The organism is Cupriavidus sp. 207A1 (assembly GCF_057798955.1).
In genome coordinates, this window is sequence record NZ_JBYOJO010000002.1 from 447,001 (window position 1) to 463,736 (window position 16,736).

Annotated in this window: 16 protein-coding genes; 11 read left to right on the top strand and 5 right to left on the bottom strand. The window is 70.2% G+C overall.

The features are described from left to right. The first annotated feature begins 51 nt into the window (after positions 1 to 51). From AC3FMM_RS04820 to AC3FMM_RS04835, 4 genes are all read left to right on the top strand, one after another. The gene (locus tag AC3FMM_RS04820) at positions 52 to 816 is read left to right on the top strand and encodes a lysophospholipid acyltransferase family protein (protein ID WP_115708222.1); all 765 of its coding nucleotides are present in this window, start codon (positions 52 to 54) and stop codon (positions 814 to 816) included. Beyond that, a complete protein-coding gene (locus AC3FMM_RS04825) occupies positions 813 to 1,682 on the top strand; it encodes a M48 family metallopeptidase (protein ID WP_115708221.1) in 870 nt (289 codons plus the stop codon). Before AC3FMM_RS04820 ends, AC3FMM_RS04825 begins: the two co-directional genes overlap by 4 nt. Before the next feature lie 95 nt (positions 1,683 to 1,777). Then, on the top strand, positions 1,778 to 2,185 hold the full coding sequence (gene gloA / locus AC3FMM_RS04830) for a lactoylglutathione lyase (RefSeq protein WP_018008824.1): 408 nt from the start codon (positions 1,778 to 1,780) through the stop codon (positions 2,183 to 2,185). Positions 2,186 to 2,250: 65 nt separating this feature from the next. After that, positions 2,251 to 3,102, top strand: coding sequence for a DMT family transporter (locus AC3FMM_RS04835; protein ID WP_488686218.1), 852 nt, complete (start codon positions 2,251 to 2,253; stop codon positions 3,100 to 3,102). 55 nt (positions 3,103 to 3,157) lie between these two features. On the opposite strand, the gene trpS is transcribed toward AC3FMM_RS04835, so the two are convergent. The 5 genes from trpS to AC3FMM_RS04860 all read right to left on the bottom strand — a co-directional run bounded on the left by trpS (position 3,158) and on the right by AC3FMM_RS04860 (position 10,181). Beyond that, positions 3,158 to 4,195, bottom strand: a complete 1,038-nt coding sequence (gene trpS / locus AC3FMM_RS04840; protein WP_116312162.1) for a tryptophan--tRNA ligase — start codon at positions 4,193 to 4,195, stop codon at positions 3,158 to 3,160. A 73-nt stretch (positions 4,196 to 4,268) separates the two neighbouring features. Then, positions 4,269 to 5,102 carry a 16S rRNA (adenine(1518)-N(6)/adenine(1519)-N(6))-dimethyltransferase RsmA gene (gene rsmA, locus AC3FMM_RS04845; RefSeq protein WP_115679412.1) on the bottom strand — a complete coding sequence of 278 codons (834 nt, stop codon included), beginning with the start codon at positions 5,100 to 5,102 and terminating at the stop codon, positions 4,269 to 4,271. Positions 5,103 to 5,119: 17 nt separating this feature from the next. Next, positions 5,120 to 6,208, bottom strand: a complete 1,089-nt coding sequence (pdxA, locus tag AC3FMM_RS04850) for a 4-hydroxythreonine-4-phosphate dehydrogenase PdxA (RefSeq protein ID WP_414249773.1) — start codon at positions 6,206 to 6,208, stop codon at positions 5,120 to 5,122. Between the two features lie 49 nt (positions 6,209 to 6,257). Beyond that, positions 6,258 to 7,730 (bottom strand): peptidylprolyl isomerase, encoded by a 1,473-nt coding sequence (locus AC3FMM_RS04855; RefSeq protein ID WP_115708214.1) that lies wholly within the window; start codon positions 7,728 to 7,730, stop codon positions 6,258 to 6,260. A gap of 9 nt (positions 7,731 to 7,739) precedes the next feature. Next, the gene (locus AC3FMM_RS04860; RefSeq protein ID WP_488686189.1) at positions 7,740 to 10,181 is read right to left on the bottom strand and encodes an LPS-assembly protein LptD; all 2,442 of its coding nucleotides are present in this window, start codon (positions 10,179 to 10,181) and stop codon (positions 7,740 to 7,742) included. Between the two features lie 250 nt (positions 10,182 to 10,431). On the opposite strand from AC3FMM_RS04860, the gene AC3FMM_RS04865 reads away from it, so the two are divergent. From AC3FMM_RS04865 to AC3FMM_RS04895, 7 genes are all read left to right on the top strand, one after another. Continuing rightward, positions 10,432 to 11,466, top strand: coding sequence for an aminoglycoside phosphotransferase family protein (locus AC3FMM_RS04865; protein WP_115708210.1), 1,035 nt, complete (start codon positions 10,432 to 10,434; stop codon positions 11,464 to 11,466). Between the two features lie 4 nt (positions 11,467 to 11,470). Then, positions 11,471 to 12,274, top strand: coding sequence for an AzlC family ABC transporter permease (locus AC3FMM_RS04870; protein ID WP_116312158.1), 804 nt, complete (start codon positions 11,471 to 11,473; stop codon positions 12,272 to 12,274). After that, positions 12,271 to 12,597: an AzlD domain-containing protein gene (locus tag AC3FMM_RS04875; protein WP_012351792.1), complete on the top strand. Its 327-nt coding sequence runs from the start codon at positions 12,271 to 12,273 to the stop codon at positions 12,595 to 12,597. Before AC3FMM_RS04870 ends, AC3FMM_RS04875 begins: the two co-directional genes overlap by 4 nt. Beyond that, positions 12,594 to 13,319: an N-acetylmuramate alpha-1-phosphate uridylyltransferase MurU gene (gene murU, locus AC3FMM_RS04880; protein ID WP_115679406.1), complete on the top strand. Its 726-nt coding sequence runs from the start codon at positions 12,594 to 12,596 to the stop codon at positions 13,317 to 13,319. The genes AC3FMM_RS04875 and murU overlap by 4 nt, the downstream gene beginning before the upstream one ends. Before the next feature lie 83 nt (positions 13,320 to 13,402). Next, a complete protein-coding gene (locus tag AC3FMM_RS04885) occupies positions 13,403 to 14,815 on the top strand; it encodes an aminopeptidase P N-terminal domain-containing protein (RefSeq protein WP_488686190.1) in 1,413 nt (470 codons plus the stop codon). Next, the gene (locus tag AC3FMM_RS04890; protein WP_488686191.1) at positions 14,812 to 15,291 is read left to right on the top strand and encodes a hypothetical protein; all 480 of its coding nucleotides are present in this window, start codon (positions 14,812 to 14,814) and stop codon (positions 15,289 to 15,291) included. The genes AC3FMM_RS04885 and AC3FMM_RS04890 overlap by 4 nt, the downstream gene beginning before the upstream one ends. Then, complete coding sequence (locus tag AC3FMM_RS04895; RefSeq protein WP_488686192.1) at positions 15,272 to 16,510, top strand: UbiH/UbiF/VisC/COQ6 family ubiquinone biosynthesis hydroxylase; 1,239 nt, start codon at positions 15,272 to 15,274, stop codon at positions 16,508 to 16,510. The genes AC3FMM_RS04890 and AC3FMM_RS04895 overlap by 20 nt, the downstream gene beginning before the upstream one ends. The last annotated feature ends 226 nt before the right edge of the window (positions 16,511 to 16,736 follow it).

Sequence of the window (16,736 nt, forward strand, 5' to 3'; positions counted from 1 at the left end):
CCGAGCCTGCGGCCCACGCGTCCGCACCCATTCCCTTTTTGCGCCCCCCGCATGACGTTCCTTCGTTCCCTGTTGTTCGCGCTGTACCTGCTGGTGCTGACGCCGCCCTACGCCTGCGCCTGCTTCCTGGTGTTCCCGTTCATGAATGCCGACCAGCGCTTCCGCTTCGTGCGCGGCTGGCCGCGGCTGGTGATCGGCGCCGCCCGCGTCATCTGCGGCATCCAGTACCGCATCCAAGGCCATGAGCACATGGACGGCATGCTCGACAAGCCGGTGGTGCTGCTGTCCAAGCACCAGTCGGCCTGGGAAACCGTGGCCTACGTCGCGCTGATGCCCAAGCCGCTGTGCTTCGTGTTCAAGCGCGAGCTGCTGCTGGTGCCGTTCTTTGGCTGGGCGCTGGGCATGCTGAAGATGGTCCATATCAACCGCAAGGAAGGCACGCGCGCGTTTGCCTCGGCGGCCCGCCAGGGCCGCGAGCGGCTGGCCGAAGGCGCGTGGATCATCATGTTCCCGGAAGGCACGCGCACCCCTTCGGGCCTGGTAAAGACGCGCTACAAGAGCGGCGGCGCGCGCCTGGCGGTGGAAACCGGTGCCTGGGTGCTGCCGATGGCGGTCAACTCGGGCCGGGTCTGGCCGCGCAATTCGTTCATGAAGTATCCGGGCATGGTGACGATCTCGGTCGGCCCGCCGATCGCATCGGCCAACAAGACCGCCGACCAGCTCAACCAGGAAGTGGCCGACTGGATCGAACGCGACATGCGCCGCATCGACCCGGAAAGCTACCAGGCTGCGCAGCGCAGCGAGTCGACCGCATGAAGCTGCTGCGCCCCGCCGCGGACGCCGACGGCGCGCAGCTGGAGCTGCCGCTGGCGGAACCCGCCCACGCGCCGCAGCCGGCGGCGCCGCTGGCACCGGAGCCGCCGCAACCGCAGCAAGCACCGGCGTGGCCGGTGCCGCAGCCCAATGCGCGCCTGCTGCAGATCGGTGAGCGGCCGCTGCACTACACCCTCAAGCGCTCCGCGCGCCGCACCATCGGCTTCACCATCGACGACCGCGGCTTGTCGATCACGGCGCCGCGCTGGGTCACGCTGGCCGATATCGAGGCGGCCATCCTGGAAAAACAGCGCTGGATCTTCAACAAGCTGGGCGAGTGGCGCCACCGCGAAGCGCGCCGCGTGCTGCCGACGGTCCAATGGCGCGAAGGCGCCGCCCTGCCCTTCCTCGGCCAGCCGCTGACGCTGGCGCTGGAGTCGCCGATCGGCGCGCTGCTGTTCGATGCCGAGCGCCGCGTGCTGCACCTGGCGCTGCCGGCCCATGCCGACGAGCAGCAGATCAAGGACCGCGTGCAGGGCTGGCTGCAGCAGCAGGCACGCCGCCTGCTGGCCGAGCGGCTGGACCTCTATGCCGCCAGGCTGGGCGTGCGCCACACCGGCTTCGCCCTGACCTCGGCCGCGACGCGCTGGGGCAGCTGCACCGCCGACGGCAAGATCCGGCTGAACTGGCGCCTGATGCATTTCCCGCTGTCGATGATCGACTATGTCGCCGCGCACGAACTCGCGCACCTGAAGGAAATGAACCACGGCCCGCGCTTCTGGGAAACCGTCGAGTCGATCTTTCCCGAGTTCCGCGACGCCCGCGCGCAATTGCGCGCGCACCCGCCCGAGCTGCTGCCGACGTTCTGAGGGCCGCTACCGCTACCGGGGCTGGGCCCGGTGGGTTTCGGCCAAAGGCACTAAAATGGCGCCTTCCTATACCGATAACAGTTGAAGGCCCTCCCATGCGACTCCTCCACACCATGCTGCGCGTCGGCGACATGCAGCGCTCCATCGATTTCTACACCCGCGTGCTCGGCATGCAGCTGCTGCGCCAGAGCGACAACCCCGAGTACAAGTACCGCCTCGCCTTCGTCGGCTACGGCCCCGAGAGCGAAACCGCGGTGCTGGAGCTGACCTACAACTACGGCGTCGACAGCTACGACCTCGGCACCGCCTACGGCCACATCGCGCTGGAGACCGACGATGCCGCGGCGGCCTGCGAGCGCATCCGCGCCGCGGGCGGCAAGGTCACGCGCGAAGCCGGCCCGGTCAAGGGCGGCACCACCGTGATCGCCTTCGTCGAAGACCCGGACGGCTACAAGATCGAGCTGATCGAGCGCCATTCCACCCGCGACGCCAGCCGTCCCTGAAGGCCTGCGCCGTGAGCACGCAGAGTATCGCGCGCCAGCCGCTCGACGCCACCGCCATCGGCCTGATGGTGGTGCTGTGCGCCGCCTGGGGACTGCAGCAGGTGGTGATCAAGGTGACCGCGCCGCTGATGGGCGCGGTGCTGCAGGCCGGGGTGCGCTCGGCGGTGGCGGCGCTGCTGGTGTTCGGCTTCGCGGCGTGGCGCGGCACCCCACTGTGGCGGCGCGACGGCACGCTCAACGCCGGCCTGCTGGCGGGGCTGCTGTTCGGGGCGGAGTTCTTCTGCATCTTTGTCGGCCTCGGGCACACCACGGCCTCTCGCATGGCGGTGTTCCTGTACACCGCGCCGATCTTCACCGCGCTGGGACTGCATTTGGTGGTGCCCGGCGAACGGCTGCATCCGGGCCAGTGGCTGGGCGTGGCGCTGGCGTTCGCGGGCATGGCGCTGGCCTTTGCCGATGGCATCGCCGCGCCGTCGGCGCAGGGCAGCACGCTGCTGGGCGATGCGCTCGGCATCCTGGCCGGCGCGCTGTGGGCGGCCACCACCGTGGTGGTGCGCGCCAGCCCGCTGGCCGGCGCACCGGCCAGCAAGACCCTGCTGTACCAGCTGGCGGTGTCCGCGGTGATGCTGCTGGGCATGGCGCTCGCCGGCGGCCAGACCGCCACCGTGCAGATCGACGGCGTGGTGCTGGCGAGCCTGTTCTACCAGTCGGTGCTGATCGCCTTTGCCAGCTACCTGGCCTGGTTCTGGCTGCTGCAGCGCTACCTGGCGTCGCGGCTGTCGGTGTTTTCCTTCCTGACGCCGCTGTTCGGGGTCGCCTTCGGCGTGGTGCTGATGCACGACACCGTGGGCCCGCGCTTCGCGGTGGCGGCGGTGCTGGTGCTGGCGGGGATCGTGCTGGTGAACCGGCGGAGGTGAGAGATTGGAGCTCCCCTCTCCCGCCTGCGGGAGAGGGAGCAAACCCTCAGCGCGCTCAGCGGCGCGCCTCGAACGAGAACATGCCGAGCGCGTCGCGCACTTCCTCCAGCGTCTGCTGGGTCAGTTCGCGCGCCTTCGCGGTGCCCTGGCGCAGGATGTCGAAGACATAGTCCGGATCCTTGGCCAGCGCTTCGCGGCGCTCGCGGATCGGGGCCAGCATGTCCTGCAGCACGCCCTCGATGCGGCGCTTGAGCACCATGTCGCCAAGACCGCCGCGCTGGTAGTGTTCCTTCAGGGCCTGGACCTCCTCGGTGTTCGGATCGAACGCATCGAGGTAGGTAAACACCACGTTGCCCTCGACCTGGCCAGGATCCGACACCTTCAGGTGGTTCGGGTCGGTGTACATGCTGTGCACCGCGGCCTTGATCTGCTCGGGCGCGGCCCCCAGCGCGATCGCGTTGCCCATCGACTTGCTCATCTTGGCCTTGCCGTCGACGCCGGGCAGGCGGCCGAACTGCGGGATCATCGCCTTGCACTCGGGCAGCACGTCGCGGCCGACCTGGTGGTTGATGCGGCGCACGATTTCGTTGGTCTGCTCGATCAGCGGCGCCTGGTCCTCGCCCACCGGCACCACCTCGGCCTTGAAGGCGGTGATGTCGGCGGCCTGCGAGGCCGGGTAGCACAGGAAGCCGGCCGGGATGTCGCGGCCAAAGCCGCGTGCCTGGATCTCTTCCTTGATGGTCGGGTTGCGCTCCAGCCGCGCCACCGTGACGAAATTCAGGTACATCAGCGTCAGCTCGGCCAGCGCGGGCAGGTGCGACTGCACCGTGATGGTGGTCTTGGCCGGGTCGATGCCGACCGCCAGGTAGTCCAGCGCCACCTCCAGCACGTTGCGGCGCACCTTGTCGGGATCGTGCGCGTTGTCGGTCATGGCCTGGGTGTCGGCCAGCAGCAGGTATTGCTCGTGTGAATCCTGCAGCGCGACGCGGCTCTTGAGCGAGCCGACGAAGTGGCCGAGGTGCAGCGGGCCGGTGGGACGGTCGCCGGTCAGGATTACGGGACGCCGGTTGGTTGGGCTGGTTTGGGCTGTCATGGGACGGTCTTGCACGGAAATAGTCGCGGGAGAATCGGGATGCTTTGGGAATGCGGGAATTCGGCTGCCGCGCTCAGGCGGCCTGGCCCGAGGCCTTGTCGCCCAGGCGCCGGGCCAGCTCGACATACTCGCCGACCGGCACTTCCTCGGCGCGCCGGCCCAGGTCGAAACCCATGGCATCGAAATCGACCTGGTCGCGCAGGAACGAGAGCGTGTTGCGCAGCACCTTGCGCCGCTGCGAGAAGGCCGCCGTGACCACGTCGCCGAGCACGGTGATGTCGCAATCGGCATGCGGCGAACGCAGCCGGCCATCGCCGTGGCGCGGCCACGGGATCATGCGGACCACGGCGGAGTCGACCTTGGGCGGCGGATTGAAGGCGCCCGGCGGCACGTCCAGCACGTGCTCCATGTAGTAGCGCACCTGCAGCATGATCGACAGCCGGCCGAAGGCCTTGCTGCCGGGCTCGGCGACCATGCGCTCGACCACCTCCTTCTGCAGCATGAAGTGCTGGTCGTGCACGTGGTCGGCAAACTCCATCAGGTGGAACAGCAGCGGGCTCGAAATGTTGTACGGCAGGTTGCCGACGATGCGCAGCGGTCGGCCGGGCACGGCCAGCTTGTCGAAGTCGAAGTCGAGCGCGTCGCCGGCGTGGACCTGCAGGCGCTCGCCATAGCGGCGGCGCAGCCGCTCGACCAGGTCGCGGTCCAGTTCGACCACCTGCATCTGCGCGATCCGCTCGAGCAGCGGGTCGGTCAGCGCGCCCAGGCCCGGCCCGATCTCGACCAGCACGTCGCCGGCCTGCGGGCTGATGGCATTGACGATGCCGTGGATGATGGTGTCGTCGACCAGGAAGTTCTGCCCGAATCGTTTGCGGGCCACATGGCCCTGGTGCACGTTAGAACGCATGATGTATTAGTCCGGCGTCAGCATGGCGGCTGCGTGCCGGTAGGGATATGGCCCGGGGCACCGCCGCCGGGCCGTCGGCCGTTGGCGTGGCCAGACATGATAACCGCCGTGCGAATGGCCTCGATCATGCTGCCGTGCTCGGCCTGGCCGGTGCCGGCGAGGTCGAGCGCGGTGCCGTGGTCCACCGACGTGCGGATGAAGGGCAGCCCCAGCGTGATGTTCACGCCGTGGCCGAAGGTGCCGTACTTGAGCGGCGCCAGCCCCTGGTCATGGTACATCGCCAGCACGCAGTCGGCATCGCGCAGGTGGCGCGGCTGGAACAGCGTGTCGGCCGGGAACGGCCCGCGCGCGTCGATGCCGGCATCCTTGGCCTGCGCCAGCGCGGGCGCGATGATGTCGATCTCTTCGCGGCCCATATGGCCGCTTTCGCCGGCGTGCGGGTTCAGGCCCGTGACCAGGATGCGCGGCCGCGCGATGCCGAAGCAGCGGCGCAGGTCGGCATCGATGATCGCCAGCGTCTGCACCAGCAGCGGCACCGACAGCGCATCGGGCACCGCGCGCAGCGGCAGGTGGGTGGTGGCCAGCGCCACGCGCAGCATGGCATCGTCGTGCGCCGGCTGCGGGCCGGCCAGCATCATCACCACGCGCGGCACGCCGGCGCTTTCGGCGAGGTATTCGGTATGGCCGGTGAAGGACACGCCGGCGTCGTTGATGGTGCTCTTCTGCACCGGCGCCGTGACCATCGCGGCATACCGGGGCGCGGCGCCGCCGTGCGGCCGGCAGCCGTCGATGGCGGCATCGAGCAGCTTCAGCACATAGCGGCCGTTGCGCGCATCGAGCCGTCCGGCCTCGCACGCCACCGCCAGCGCGATGTCCTCGATCACCACGCCGCCGTCGGCAAGGCGCCGCTCCCAGGCATGGGTGACGCCGATTGCCTCGGCCCGTTCGGCCAGCAGGCGGGCATCGCCCAGCACATGGAAGCGGTAGGCTGCGCCGTCATAGCCATGGTTGGCGCCCGCCAGCTGCAGCAGCGCGCCGATGGTGATATCGGGGCCGATGCCGGCGGGTTCTCCGGTGGAAATGGCCAGGGCTAGCGGGTCGGGCATGTCGGTGGGCGCGGGTGGCGGCGCTGATGGGCGGACGGGCACCGGCGCGTCAGCGCTGCCGGTTGACCCGGTACTCCACGTACGCCTGCGAACGCAGCTGGCGCACCCAGTCATCATAGGCGGCGCGCAGCTTCTGCTCGCGGACCTCGGCGCGGGCAAAGTCGCGCTGCTTCTCCGGCGACAGCTCGGTCTCGCGGCGGTTCAGCACCTGGATCAGGTGCACGCCGAACTGCGTGACCACCGGCTCGGAGATCTCGTTCGGGCGCAGCCGGCTCATGGCCTGCTCGAACTCGGGCACCAGTTCGCCCGGCGACACCCAGCCCAGGTCGCCGCCGTTCTGCGCCGAGCCGTCCTGCGAGAAGCGCTTGGCCGCATCGGCAAAGTCGCCGCCATGGGTGATGCGGTCGCGCAGCGTGCCGAGCTGGCGGCGCGCCTCGGCCTCGGGCATGTTGGGGCCGGTGCGGATCAGGATGTGGCGCACCTGGGTCTGCGTGATCTTGCCGGCCGCGGCCGGGCCCGAGGCCGGCGCCGCGCGCTTGGCCACCAGCTTGATCACGTGGAAGCCGGCGGCGCTCTCGACCACCTGCGGCGCCACCGCGCCCGGCTGCAGGTCGACCACGGCATTGGCGAACAGCGCCGGCAGGCGGCCGATTTCGCGAAAGCCCATGGCACCGCCCTGGGCCGCTTCGGGCCCTTCGGAGCTGGCCTGCGCCAGCTGCGCGAAGTCGGCGCCCTCCAGGGCCTGCTTGAGCAGCCCGTCGGCCTTGGCGCGCAGCGCCTGCTTCTGGGCGTCCGAGGCATTCTCGGGCACGCGCACGAGGATCTGCGCCATGTTGTATTCAGTCGGGCCGCCGGCCGCGCCCTGGCCGCCGCGCGCCGCCAGGTAGTTGTCGATCTCGCCGTCGTAGACCTGCACCTTGGAGTCGACCTCGCGCTCGCGCAGGCGGATCACCTGCACCTGCTTGCGCAGCTCGTCGCGGTACTTGGTCCAGGTCATGCCGCTGCTCTCGACCCGGCGGCGCAGCTCGGCCGCGTTCATCTGGTTCTGCTGCGCCACCGATTCGATCGCGCGGTCGACTTCCTGGTCGGTGACGCGGATGCCGGCGTCTTGCGCGGCCTGGGTCTGCACGCGCTCCATCACCAGGCGCTCGAGCACCTCGCCCAGCAGGTCGGCGCGCGCGGGCACCGGACGGCCGCCGGCACGCAGCTGGCTTTCGATCTCGTCGGCGCGGTCAAGCAGTTCGCGCCGCGTGATCACGCTGTTGTTGACCACCGCCACCACTTCGTCGATCAGCTGCGAGCGCTTCTGGCCGCCGGCCTGCGGCACGCCCAGCTTGGGCTGGCTGGACGGCGCGGTGACGTCGGACGCCTGCGGCACGAAGATGCCGCTGGCGCGCGGCGTGCCGGGCGCCTTCAGTTGCGCGGCGGCGGGCATCGCCATCGCGGCCAGCACGGCCGGCAACAGCAGCCGGTGCCAGGACGTCAGCAAAAAGGAAAACACGGCGAATTCTTGACGTTTCATCGTAATCCGTCATTCATAGTGATCGAACTGGGTCGTCGGCACCGGCTTGGCCGAGACCGGCTCGTAGCCCGGCACGTTCAGGCGCAGGATGTTCAACGGGTTGGACCCGATCTTGGAAAGGCCACGGAACTCCACCTGCAGGAAGACCCGCCCGGTGTAGCCCTGGGTGGTGTTGCGGAAACGCTGGTAGACCACGCGGCCGACCCAGCAGTCCGCGGCGTACTCGACGCCGGCGAGCGCATCGACCATCTGGCTGGCGGTCAGGTCGAAGGCGAAGCGCGCGATGCCGTAGGCCCGGCGCGTGATCGGCCACTGGCTCGACAGCTCGAACTGGTCGATCGCGGTATTGTCGGTCACCGAGGTCGGCCGGCGGTAGCGGTAGCCGGCGTTGAACACCTTGCGCGACTCGGGGCGGTAGGTAAACGCCACGTTGCCGTAGCTGATCCGGTCCGAATCGGGGTTGTACTGCACCCCCGCATCCAGATAGTAGCCGCGGAACAGCTGGATGGTGGTGGCGGCGAGCAGGTCCGACGAGCCCGACTTGGGATCGGCCAGCGTGCCGTTGAGCTGCACGCGCTGCCCGGTGAAGTCATAGCGCTGGGCAATGGTGCCGCGGAAGCGTTCGATGCCGGTATCGGACTCGATCAGGCGCGTGGTCACGCCGCCGGTCAGCTTGTTGTTGTCGGCGATGCGGTCGTAGCCGGTGAACGGGTTCTCGCTGAAGATCTGCCCGTAGCCGAAGTCGGACTGCACCGTGTCGAACAGCGGGAACTGGCTCTGGTCGCGGAACGGCGTGTAGACGTAGAACAGGCGCGGCTCCAGCGTCTGCACGTAGTTGACCCCGAACAGGCGGCTGATGGTCGGCGCGTCGCGCTCGAAGGTCATGCCCGAATCCAGGCTGACGGTCGGGATCGCGCGCGACAGGTTGTTCTGCGCGGTCGGCGTATTGGTGGCCGCTTCCATCTGGTACTGCGCGGCGCTGAACGACACCTTGGGCGTGACGTACCAGCCCGCGCGCACGATCGGGTAGCTGATGCTGGGCTGGAAATACATGCGCTCGCCCTGCGGCTGCTGGAAGCCGGTGGACGTCAGCGGGATGCGGAAGCGCGTATAGTCGGCTTCCATCTGCACGTCGAAGCCGCCCAGGTCATAGCGGATGTACTTGCCGTTCAGCTGCGGCACGCGCTCGTACGAGGGCTCGCTGGGGCGCAGCGTCTGGAACTTCTGCACCCGCGCCAGCAGGGTGAAGTCCTGCCAGTTGTAGGTGACGCCGCCCTCCTGCGTGTACTGCCGCAGCGTCGATTGCGACACGCTGCGGTTGAAGTCGTCCGGGTAGCGGTCATCGGACACCCGGTTCAGGTTCAGGTACGCGGCCAGTCCCGGCGCCAGCCGCTGGGTATGCTGCAGCGAATAGGCCCAGCGGTTCGAGTTGGTCTTCCTGTCGTCCGGCAGGAACTCGGCGCGCACGCGGCCGGAGTAGGTCTCGCTGAGATAGCGGTATTCGCCGCCGAGCTGCAGCCCGCGCTCGGTCATCAGCCGCGGGTAGATGGTCAGGTCACGGTTGGGCGCGATATTGACGTAGTACGGCGCGGTGACGTCGAAACCGGACTTCGAGCTGTAGCCCATCAGCGGCGGCAGGAAGCCGCTGCGGCGATCGTCGTTCAGCGGGAAGCTGAACGCGGGCGCGGCGGCGACCGGCACGCCGAAGAAGTTCAGCACGCCGCCGTAGGCCACGCCCACCTGGCGGTCGCTGTCCAGGTCGATCCGGTTGGCGCTGAAATACCAGTCGGCATTGTCGGGCGAGCAGGTAGTGTACGACGCCTGCCGGGCCGTGCTGCGGTTCTGGTCGAGGAAATCGATGCGCTCGGCCTTGCCGGTGCCGCCGGTCTGCTGGAAATAGTAGTCCGGCGACAGCATGTAGCCTTCGTTGGCCTCGACCTTGAGCCGCGCTTCCGGCCCCACCGCCAGCGCGCCGCCGCGCGACATGCGCACATTGCCCTGCGCGAAGGCCTCGTCGGTGTCCTGGTCGTAGGTCAGCTTGTCGCCCTTGATTACGCCGCCGTCGCGGCGCAGTTCGGCATGGCCTTCGAGTTCGACGCCGCGCTCGCTGTAGCCGGTCATGCGGTCGGCTTCGATGAAGGTGGGGGCGTCGGGATCGGACTCGGCCCTGGCGGCGGGCTCGGCCAGGCGCGGCACCAGTTCGCCGGACTCCACCGGCAGCGGCGGCGCCGGCGGCGCGGCTTCGAACACCGGCTCGACCTGGTCGAGGTCGGGGATCGCCGAGCCGGTCATCTGCCCATGGGCGCCGGCCGACAGGCCGGCCATGGCCAGCACCAGCGGTCGCAGCGCGCCCGCGTGCAGGCTGCCGCCGCGCCGGGCTCGGGCCGGGGCGCGGGGGGAAGCAGGCGAAGGCAAGGCCCTGTTGTTCGGTGATCGTTGTGATTCGGTCATTCGCACGGGTGGTCAGTCTCGGCACGGGCAGCGGCTCGCCTGCAGGCCGCCAGGCCCCCGCCGGGGCAGGCTGCGGGGCAACGCGGCCCCTGCCGGAGGCCACCGGCGCCCCGGTCTGGTCGGGTATTATACGGGGCAACCCGGGGTGCTCTTGCCGCTTACTTCCGGTTTCATTTCCGGTCATCGAGGGCTCTCACTTTCGTTCCGCCCCCGCGCCCCATCCCCACACGTGCCTCCGACAAGTACCTGTATGGCAGCTCTTCCCCACGACCCGCGCCTGGACCAGCTCAAGGCCTGGGTGGCCGGACTCGGACCGGCATGGTCCGCCGATCCCGATTCCTGCGTGCCGGCTTCGGCCGATGCCAGCTTCCGGCGCTATTTCCGCGTCCGCACCGGCCATCGCGCGCATCCCACCGCGATCGTGATGGACGCCCCGCCGGCGCACGAGGACTGCCGCCCGTTCATCCACGTGTGCGGGCTGTTCGGCGCCGCCGGCGTGACCGTGCCGACGGTGCTGGCGCAGGACCTGGACCAGGGTTTCCTGCTGCTGGCCGACCTTGGCAGCCAGACCTACCTGTCGAAGCTGGACGATTCCTCCGCGCACGGCCTCTACACCGACGCAGCCGCCGCGCTGGTCCGCATCCAGGCCGCCACGCGCCCCGGCGAACTGCCCGCCTACGACCGCGCGCTGCTGCAGCGCGAACTCGACCTGTTCCCGCAGTGGTACGTGGCCAGGCACCTCGGCGCCACGCTGTCCGAGGCCCAGCAGGCTGACTGGCACGAAGTGACGGAAGCGCTGCTAGCCAACAACCTCGCCCAGCCCCAGGTCTACGTGCACCGCGATTTCCACTCGCGCAACCTGATGGTGCTCGAGGGCACCGCCAACCCGGGCGTGCTGGACTTCCAGGACGCGGTGACCGGCCCGATCACCTACGATGCGGTGTCGCTGTGGCGCGATGCCTATATCGAATGGGATGAGGAGCAGCAGCTGGACTGGCTGATCCGCTACTGGGAGCGCGCGCGCAAGGCCGCGCTGCCGGTCAATTCCGACTTCGGCGAGTTCTACCGCGACTTCGAGTGGATGGGGCTGCAGCGCCATCTCAAGGTGCTGGGCATCTTTGCCCGCCTGTACCACCGCGACGGCAAGGACGGCTACCTCGCCAACCTGCCGCTGGTGATGAAGTACACGCGCCAGGTGGCCGGGCGCTATACCGAACTGCGCAAGCTGATCCGCCTGCTGGACGCGCTCGAAGGCGTGTCCAGCCCGGCTGGCTATACGTTCTGACGCCATGCGCGCCGACGCAACCGGTCCGGACGACAATGCCGTGCCCGCCATCACCGCCGCCGGCGAATGGCTGGCCGGTGCGCGCGCGCTCGCGCCGATGCTGCTGGGCGTGGTGCCGTTCGGGCTGATCTACGGCGTGCTGGCGGTCGGCGCGGGCATGCCCGCCTGGCTCGCCTGCGCCATGAGCGCGATCGTGTTCGGCGGCGCCTCGCAGATGATCCTGACCCAGCTGTGGACCGCCGGCACCCCGGCGGTGGTGATCACGCTGACGGTGGCCATGGTCAACCTGCGCCACGCGCTGTACTCGGCCACCATCGCGCCGACCCTGGCCCACCTGCCGCGGCGCTGGAAGGCGCTGATCGCCTACCTGCTGACCGACGAGGCCTTTGCCGCGATGACGCACCGGCTGGGCGACACCGGCCCGCGCGCCCGCTACCGCCACTGGTATTACTTTGGCGGCGGCTTCGCGCTGTGGGCCAGCTGGCAGCTGTCGACGCTGGCCGGCGTGCTGGTCGGGGCCCAGGTGCCGCGCCACTGGCCGCTGGATTTCTTCCTGCCGCTGACCTTTATCGGCATCATCGTGCCCGGCCTCAAACACCGCTCGCATGTCGCCGCGGCGCTGGCCGCCAGCGCGCTGGCGGTGGCCTGCTACAGCCTGCCGCACAAGCTCGGCCTGATGGTGGCGGCGCTGGGCGGCATCGCCGTCGGCATGCTGGTGCTGGGACGCGGCAACCGCCCCGGGCCCCGTGCCGCCAGCCACGCCGCCGACGGCGGCACTGCCGGCACCGCCGGCAAGGAGGCCGCATGAGCGCGCTGACGCTGCTGTGGGTGTTCCTGGCCGCGGGCCTGGCCACGTTCCTGATCCGCCTGTCGTTCATTGCCGTCGAAGGCCGGGTGCGGCTGCCGTCGTGGTTTCGCACCGCGCTGCAGTTCGTGCCGGCCGCGATGCTGTCGGCGCTGATCGCACCCGACCTGCTGATGCAGCAGGGCGAGCTCGCCCTGACCCCGACCAACGCCAGGCTGGTGGCCGGCGTGGTCGCCATCCTGATTGCCGCACGTACCCGCAGCGTGGGCTGGACCATTGCCGGCGGCATGGCCACGCTGCTTGCCCTGGAGGCCCTGTTCCGATGAAGGTGATGATCTTTGCCGCCGGCCGCGGCGACCGCATGCGTCCGCTGACCGATGCCTGCCCCAAGCCGCTGCTGGCGGTGGGCGGCAAGCCGCTGATCGTCTGGAAGATCGAAGCGCTGGCGCGCGCCGGGCTGCGCGACATCGTCATCAACCACGCCTGGCTGGGCGCGCAGATCGAAGCGGCGCTGGGCGACGGCAGCCGCTTCGGCGTGCGCATCGCCTATTCGGCCGAGGGCGAGGCGCTGGAAACCGCCGGCGGCATCGCCAAGGCCCTGCCGCTGCTGTCGCACGACCCGGTCCGCGGCGAGATCTTCCTGGCGGTGTCCGGCGACATCTTCTGCGACTACGATTTCCGCGCGCTGCTGCCGCGCGCGCAGGCGCTGGCCGGCGCGGCCGCGCCGCACATGCACCTGGTGATGGTGCCGAACCCGCCGTTCCATCCGCGCGGGGATTTCGCGCTGGACGACCACGGCCGGCTCTCGCTCGAGGCCGAGCCGGCCACCGGCGCGCGCCTCACCTTCGGCAATATCGGGCTGTACGACACCCGGCTGTTTACCGATATCGTGCCGGGCACGCGGCTGGCGATGACGCCGATCTACCATGCCGGCATCGCCGCCGGCACCGCCACCGGCGAGCGCTTCGACGGTCGCTGGGAGAACGTCGGCACGCCGGCGCAGCTGACCGAGCTGGACGCGATGCTGTCGGCCGCACCGGGGCGCTAGCGCGCGCGACTTTGGCGCCACTGGCGCAGCGGCGCCGCCAGCGGCGGTAGAATCGGCCTGATCCTCCTTATCAGGCCAGACCAATGTCCGCACCCGATCACGCCCACCTCGCCGCCCTCCTCGCCGCCTGCCGCGAACGCCGCGCCCGAGTGCTGCAGCACCTGCGCGCCGGCGGCGGCGGCGTGGCGATCCTGCCCACGGCGCCGGAAGCCATGCGCAACCGCGACAGCGACTATCCGTACCGGCACGACAGCTATTTCTATTACCTGAGCGGCTTCACCGAGCCCGAAGCGGTGCTGGTGCTGGTGGCCGGCGCGCCCGGCGAGCCGGCCGAGGCCGACCGCAGCATCCTGTTCTGCCGCCCCAAGCATGAAGAGCGCGAGATCTGGGACGGCTTCCGCTTTGGCCCGGAAGGCGCGCGCGCCGCGTTCGGCTTCGACGAAGCGCATTCGGTCGAAGAGATCGATGCCACGCTGCCGCCGCTGCTGGCCAACCGCGCGCAGCTGGCCTACCCGCTGGCCGATTCGATCCGCACCGACATGCAGGTGCGGCGCTGGCTCGACGCGGTGCGCATGCAGGGCCGCGCCGGCGTGGCCGCGCCATCGGTGGCGCTCGACATCCGCACCCTGCTCGACGAAATGCGGCTGTTCAAGGATGCCGGCGAGCTGGCCATCATGCGCCGCGCCGCGGCGATTTCCGCCGGCGCCCATGTGCGCGCGATGCAGGCCACCCGCGCCGGCCTGCGCGAATACCACCTCGAGGCCGAGCTGCTCTATGAATTCCGCCGCCATGGCGCGCAGAGCGTGGCCTACAACTCGATCGTCGCCGCCGGCCCCAACGCCTGCGTGCTGCACTACCGCGCCGGCCCGGCCGAACTGAAGGACGGCGACCTGTGCCTGATCGACGCCGGCTGCGAGCTCGACGGCTACGCCTCGGACATCACCCGCACCTTCCCGGTCTCGGGCCGCTTCTCGCCGGCACAGCGCGAGCTGTATGACTTGGTGGTGGCCGCGCAGCAGGCCGCCATCGACGAGACCCGCGCCGGCGTGCCCTACAACGTGCCGCATGACGCCGCCGTGCGCGTGCTGGCCCAGGGCATGCTCGACACCGGCCTGCTCGACCGCAACAAGGAAGGCACGCTCGACGACGTGCTGGCCAGCGGCAGCTACCGCCGCTTCTACATGCACCGCACCGGCCACTGGCTCGGCATGGATGTCCATGACGTGGGCGAGTACCGCGTGGCAAGCCACAGCGGCGAGGGCGAGCGGCCGTGGCGGCCGCTGCAGCCCGGCATGGTGCTGACCATCGAGCCCGGCATCTACGTGCGCCCGGCCGAGGACGTGCCCGAGCACTACTGGCATATCGGCATCCGCATCGAGGATGACGCCGTGGTCACCGAGGGCGACTGCGAGCTGATCACGCGCGGCGTGCCGGTGCTGGCCGACGAGATCGAAGCGCTGATGCGCGACCGCGCCAGCGCCGGGGGGCAGCGATGATCAGCTGGCTGCGCAGGATCCTGCCGGGCCAGGGCGGCGCCCGCGACCAGGCCGGCAGTGCCCGGCGACCCGACCCATCCGAACCGTTCATCGTCAACCTGTATGACGACCGCGTGGTGGTGCACCGCCCCGACGGCCAGCGCGAGGAGCTCGCCTGGAACGTGCTCGAGCGCGTGGTGGTGCGGGTGTCCGAGCGCGCGCCCTGGGCCGGCCGGGCCTGGCTGATCCTGATCGGCGCGCCGGACTCGGGCCAGGGCTGCGTGGTGCCGTTCGATGCCGCCAACCATGCCGCGCTGCTGGAGCAGCTGCGTGCGCTGCCGGGCTTCAACCAGCAAAAGCTCGACAATGCGCTGCGCGACGCCGCGGCCGGCAAGTCGCGCTCGGACGCAATCTGCTGGAAGCGCGGCGCCGAAGCCCAGCCCGGAACCGACGCAGACCCTGCAGGAGGCAGCGACCATGGCGGCCCCGCAGCCTGATTTCGACGGCCCGGCCGATATCGCCATCGTCGGCGGCGGCCCGGTCGGCCTGGCGCTGGCCTGCCAGCTGTTGCACACCACCGGCTGGCGCATCGTGCTGGCAGACGCCGCCACGCCGGCGCGCGCGGCGCGCGACCCGCGCGCGATCGCCTTGTCGCACGGCAGCCGCCAGCTGCTCGAGCAGATCGGCGCATGGCCGGTGCCGGGCAGCCCGATCGAGCATATCCATGTGTCGCAGCGCGGCCGCTTCGGTCATGTCCGCCTGCACCATGACGACTATGGCGTGCCCGCGCTCGGCTACGTGGTGCGCTACGGCGAGCTGTGCAACGTGCTGGAGCGGGCGCTGGCGCAGGCATCGCAGGCGGCCGGCGAAGGCCAGCTGCGGCGGGTCTTCGAAACCCGCATCGAGCGGATCGAGCAGGATCCGGTGCCGCGTGGCGCGGACGTGGCCGACGCCGGCATCGTGCATCTGCAGGGAACTGGCCACGACGGCCAGGCGGCACGGTTTGCCGCGCGCGTGGCGGTCCAGGCCGAGGGCGGGCTGTTCCATGAACAGGCCGCGCACCAGGGCCGCGGCGCACGCACGCGCGACTACCGCCAGACCGCGGTGATCGCCCATGTGACCTGCTCGCGCCCGCAGCCCGGCTGGGCCTGGGAGCGCTTCACCGAGGAAGGCCCGCTGGCGCTGCTGCCGCACGAGGAACACGGCACGCCCGGCTACGCGCTGGTGTGGTGCTGCCCGCCGGAACGGGCCGCGCGCCGCATCGCGCTGCCGGAGGCGCAGTTTGCCGCGGAGCTGGGCCAGGCCTTCGGCGACCGCATGGGCCAGTTCACGCTCGCGGGCAAGCGCCATGCCTTCCCGCTGGGGCTGAATGCCGCGCCGGTCACGGTCAACGGGCGCGTGGTCGCGGTCGGCAATGCCGCGCAAACGCTGCATCCGGTAGCCGGCCAGGGGCTGAACCTGGGCCTGCGCGATGCGTTTGCGCTGGCCGACTCGCTGCGCGGCGCCTGCAGCCCGCAAGCGCTGCAGGCGTTTGCCGCCCGCCACCGCCTTGACCGCGCCGTCACCATCGGCGTGACCGACCTGCTGCCGCGCGTGTTCGGCGTGGCCTACCCGCTCGCGGCCCATGCCCGCGGCGCGTCGCTGGCGGCACTGGCATGCCTGCCGCCGCTGCGGCACGCGCTGGCGCGCCACATGATGTTCGGCATGCGCCGTTAAATCGGTTGGCCGGACGCTGCCAGTGGCGCTTGCGCCACTGGCGATGTGGCATGGCGCCACGGTCCCCGCCGCGCTGCGCCGCGGATGCTCAAATCTTGGGCAACCTCGACCGATTGGCGGTAGAATCCTGCCCTCGCACATGTCCCGATCCACCGCCGGCAGCAGTTTCGGCAGGGGCATGTTTTTCCGTTTCGTCTCTGTTTCCTTCCCGCCCCGCACAGACTGT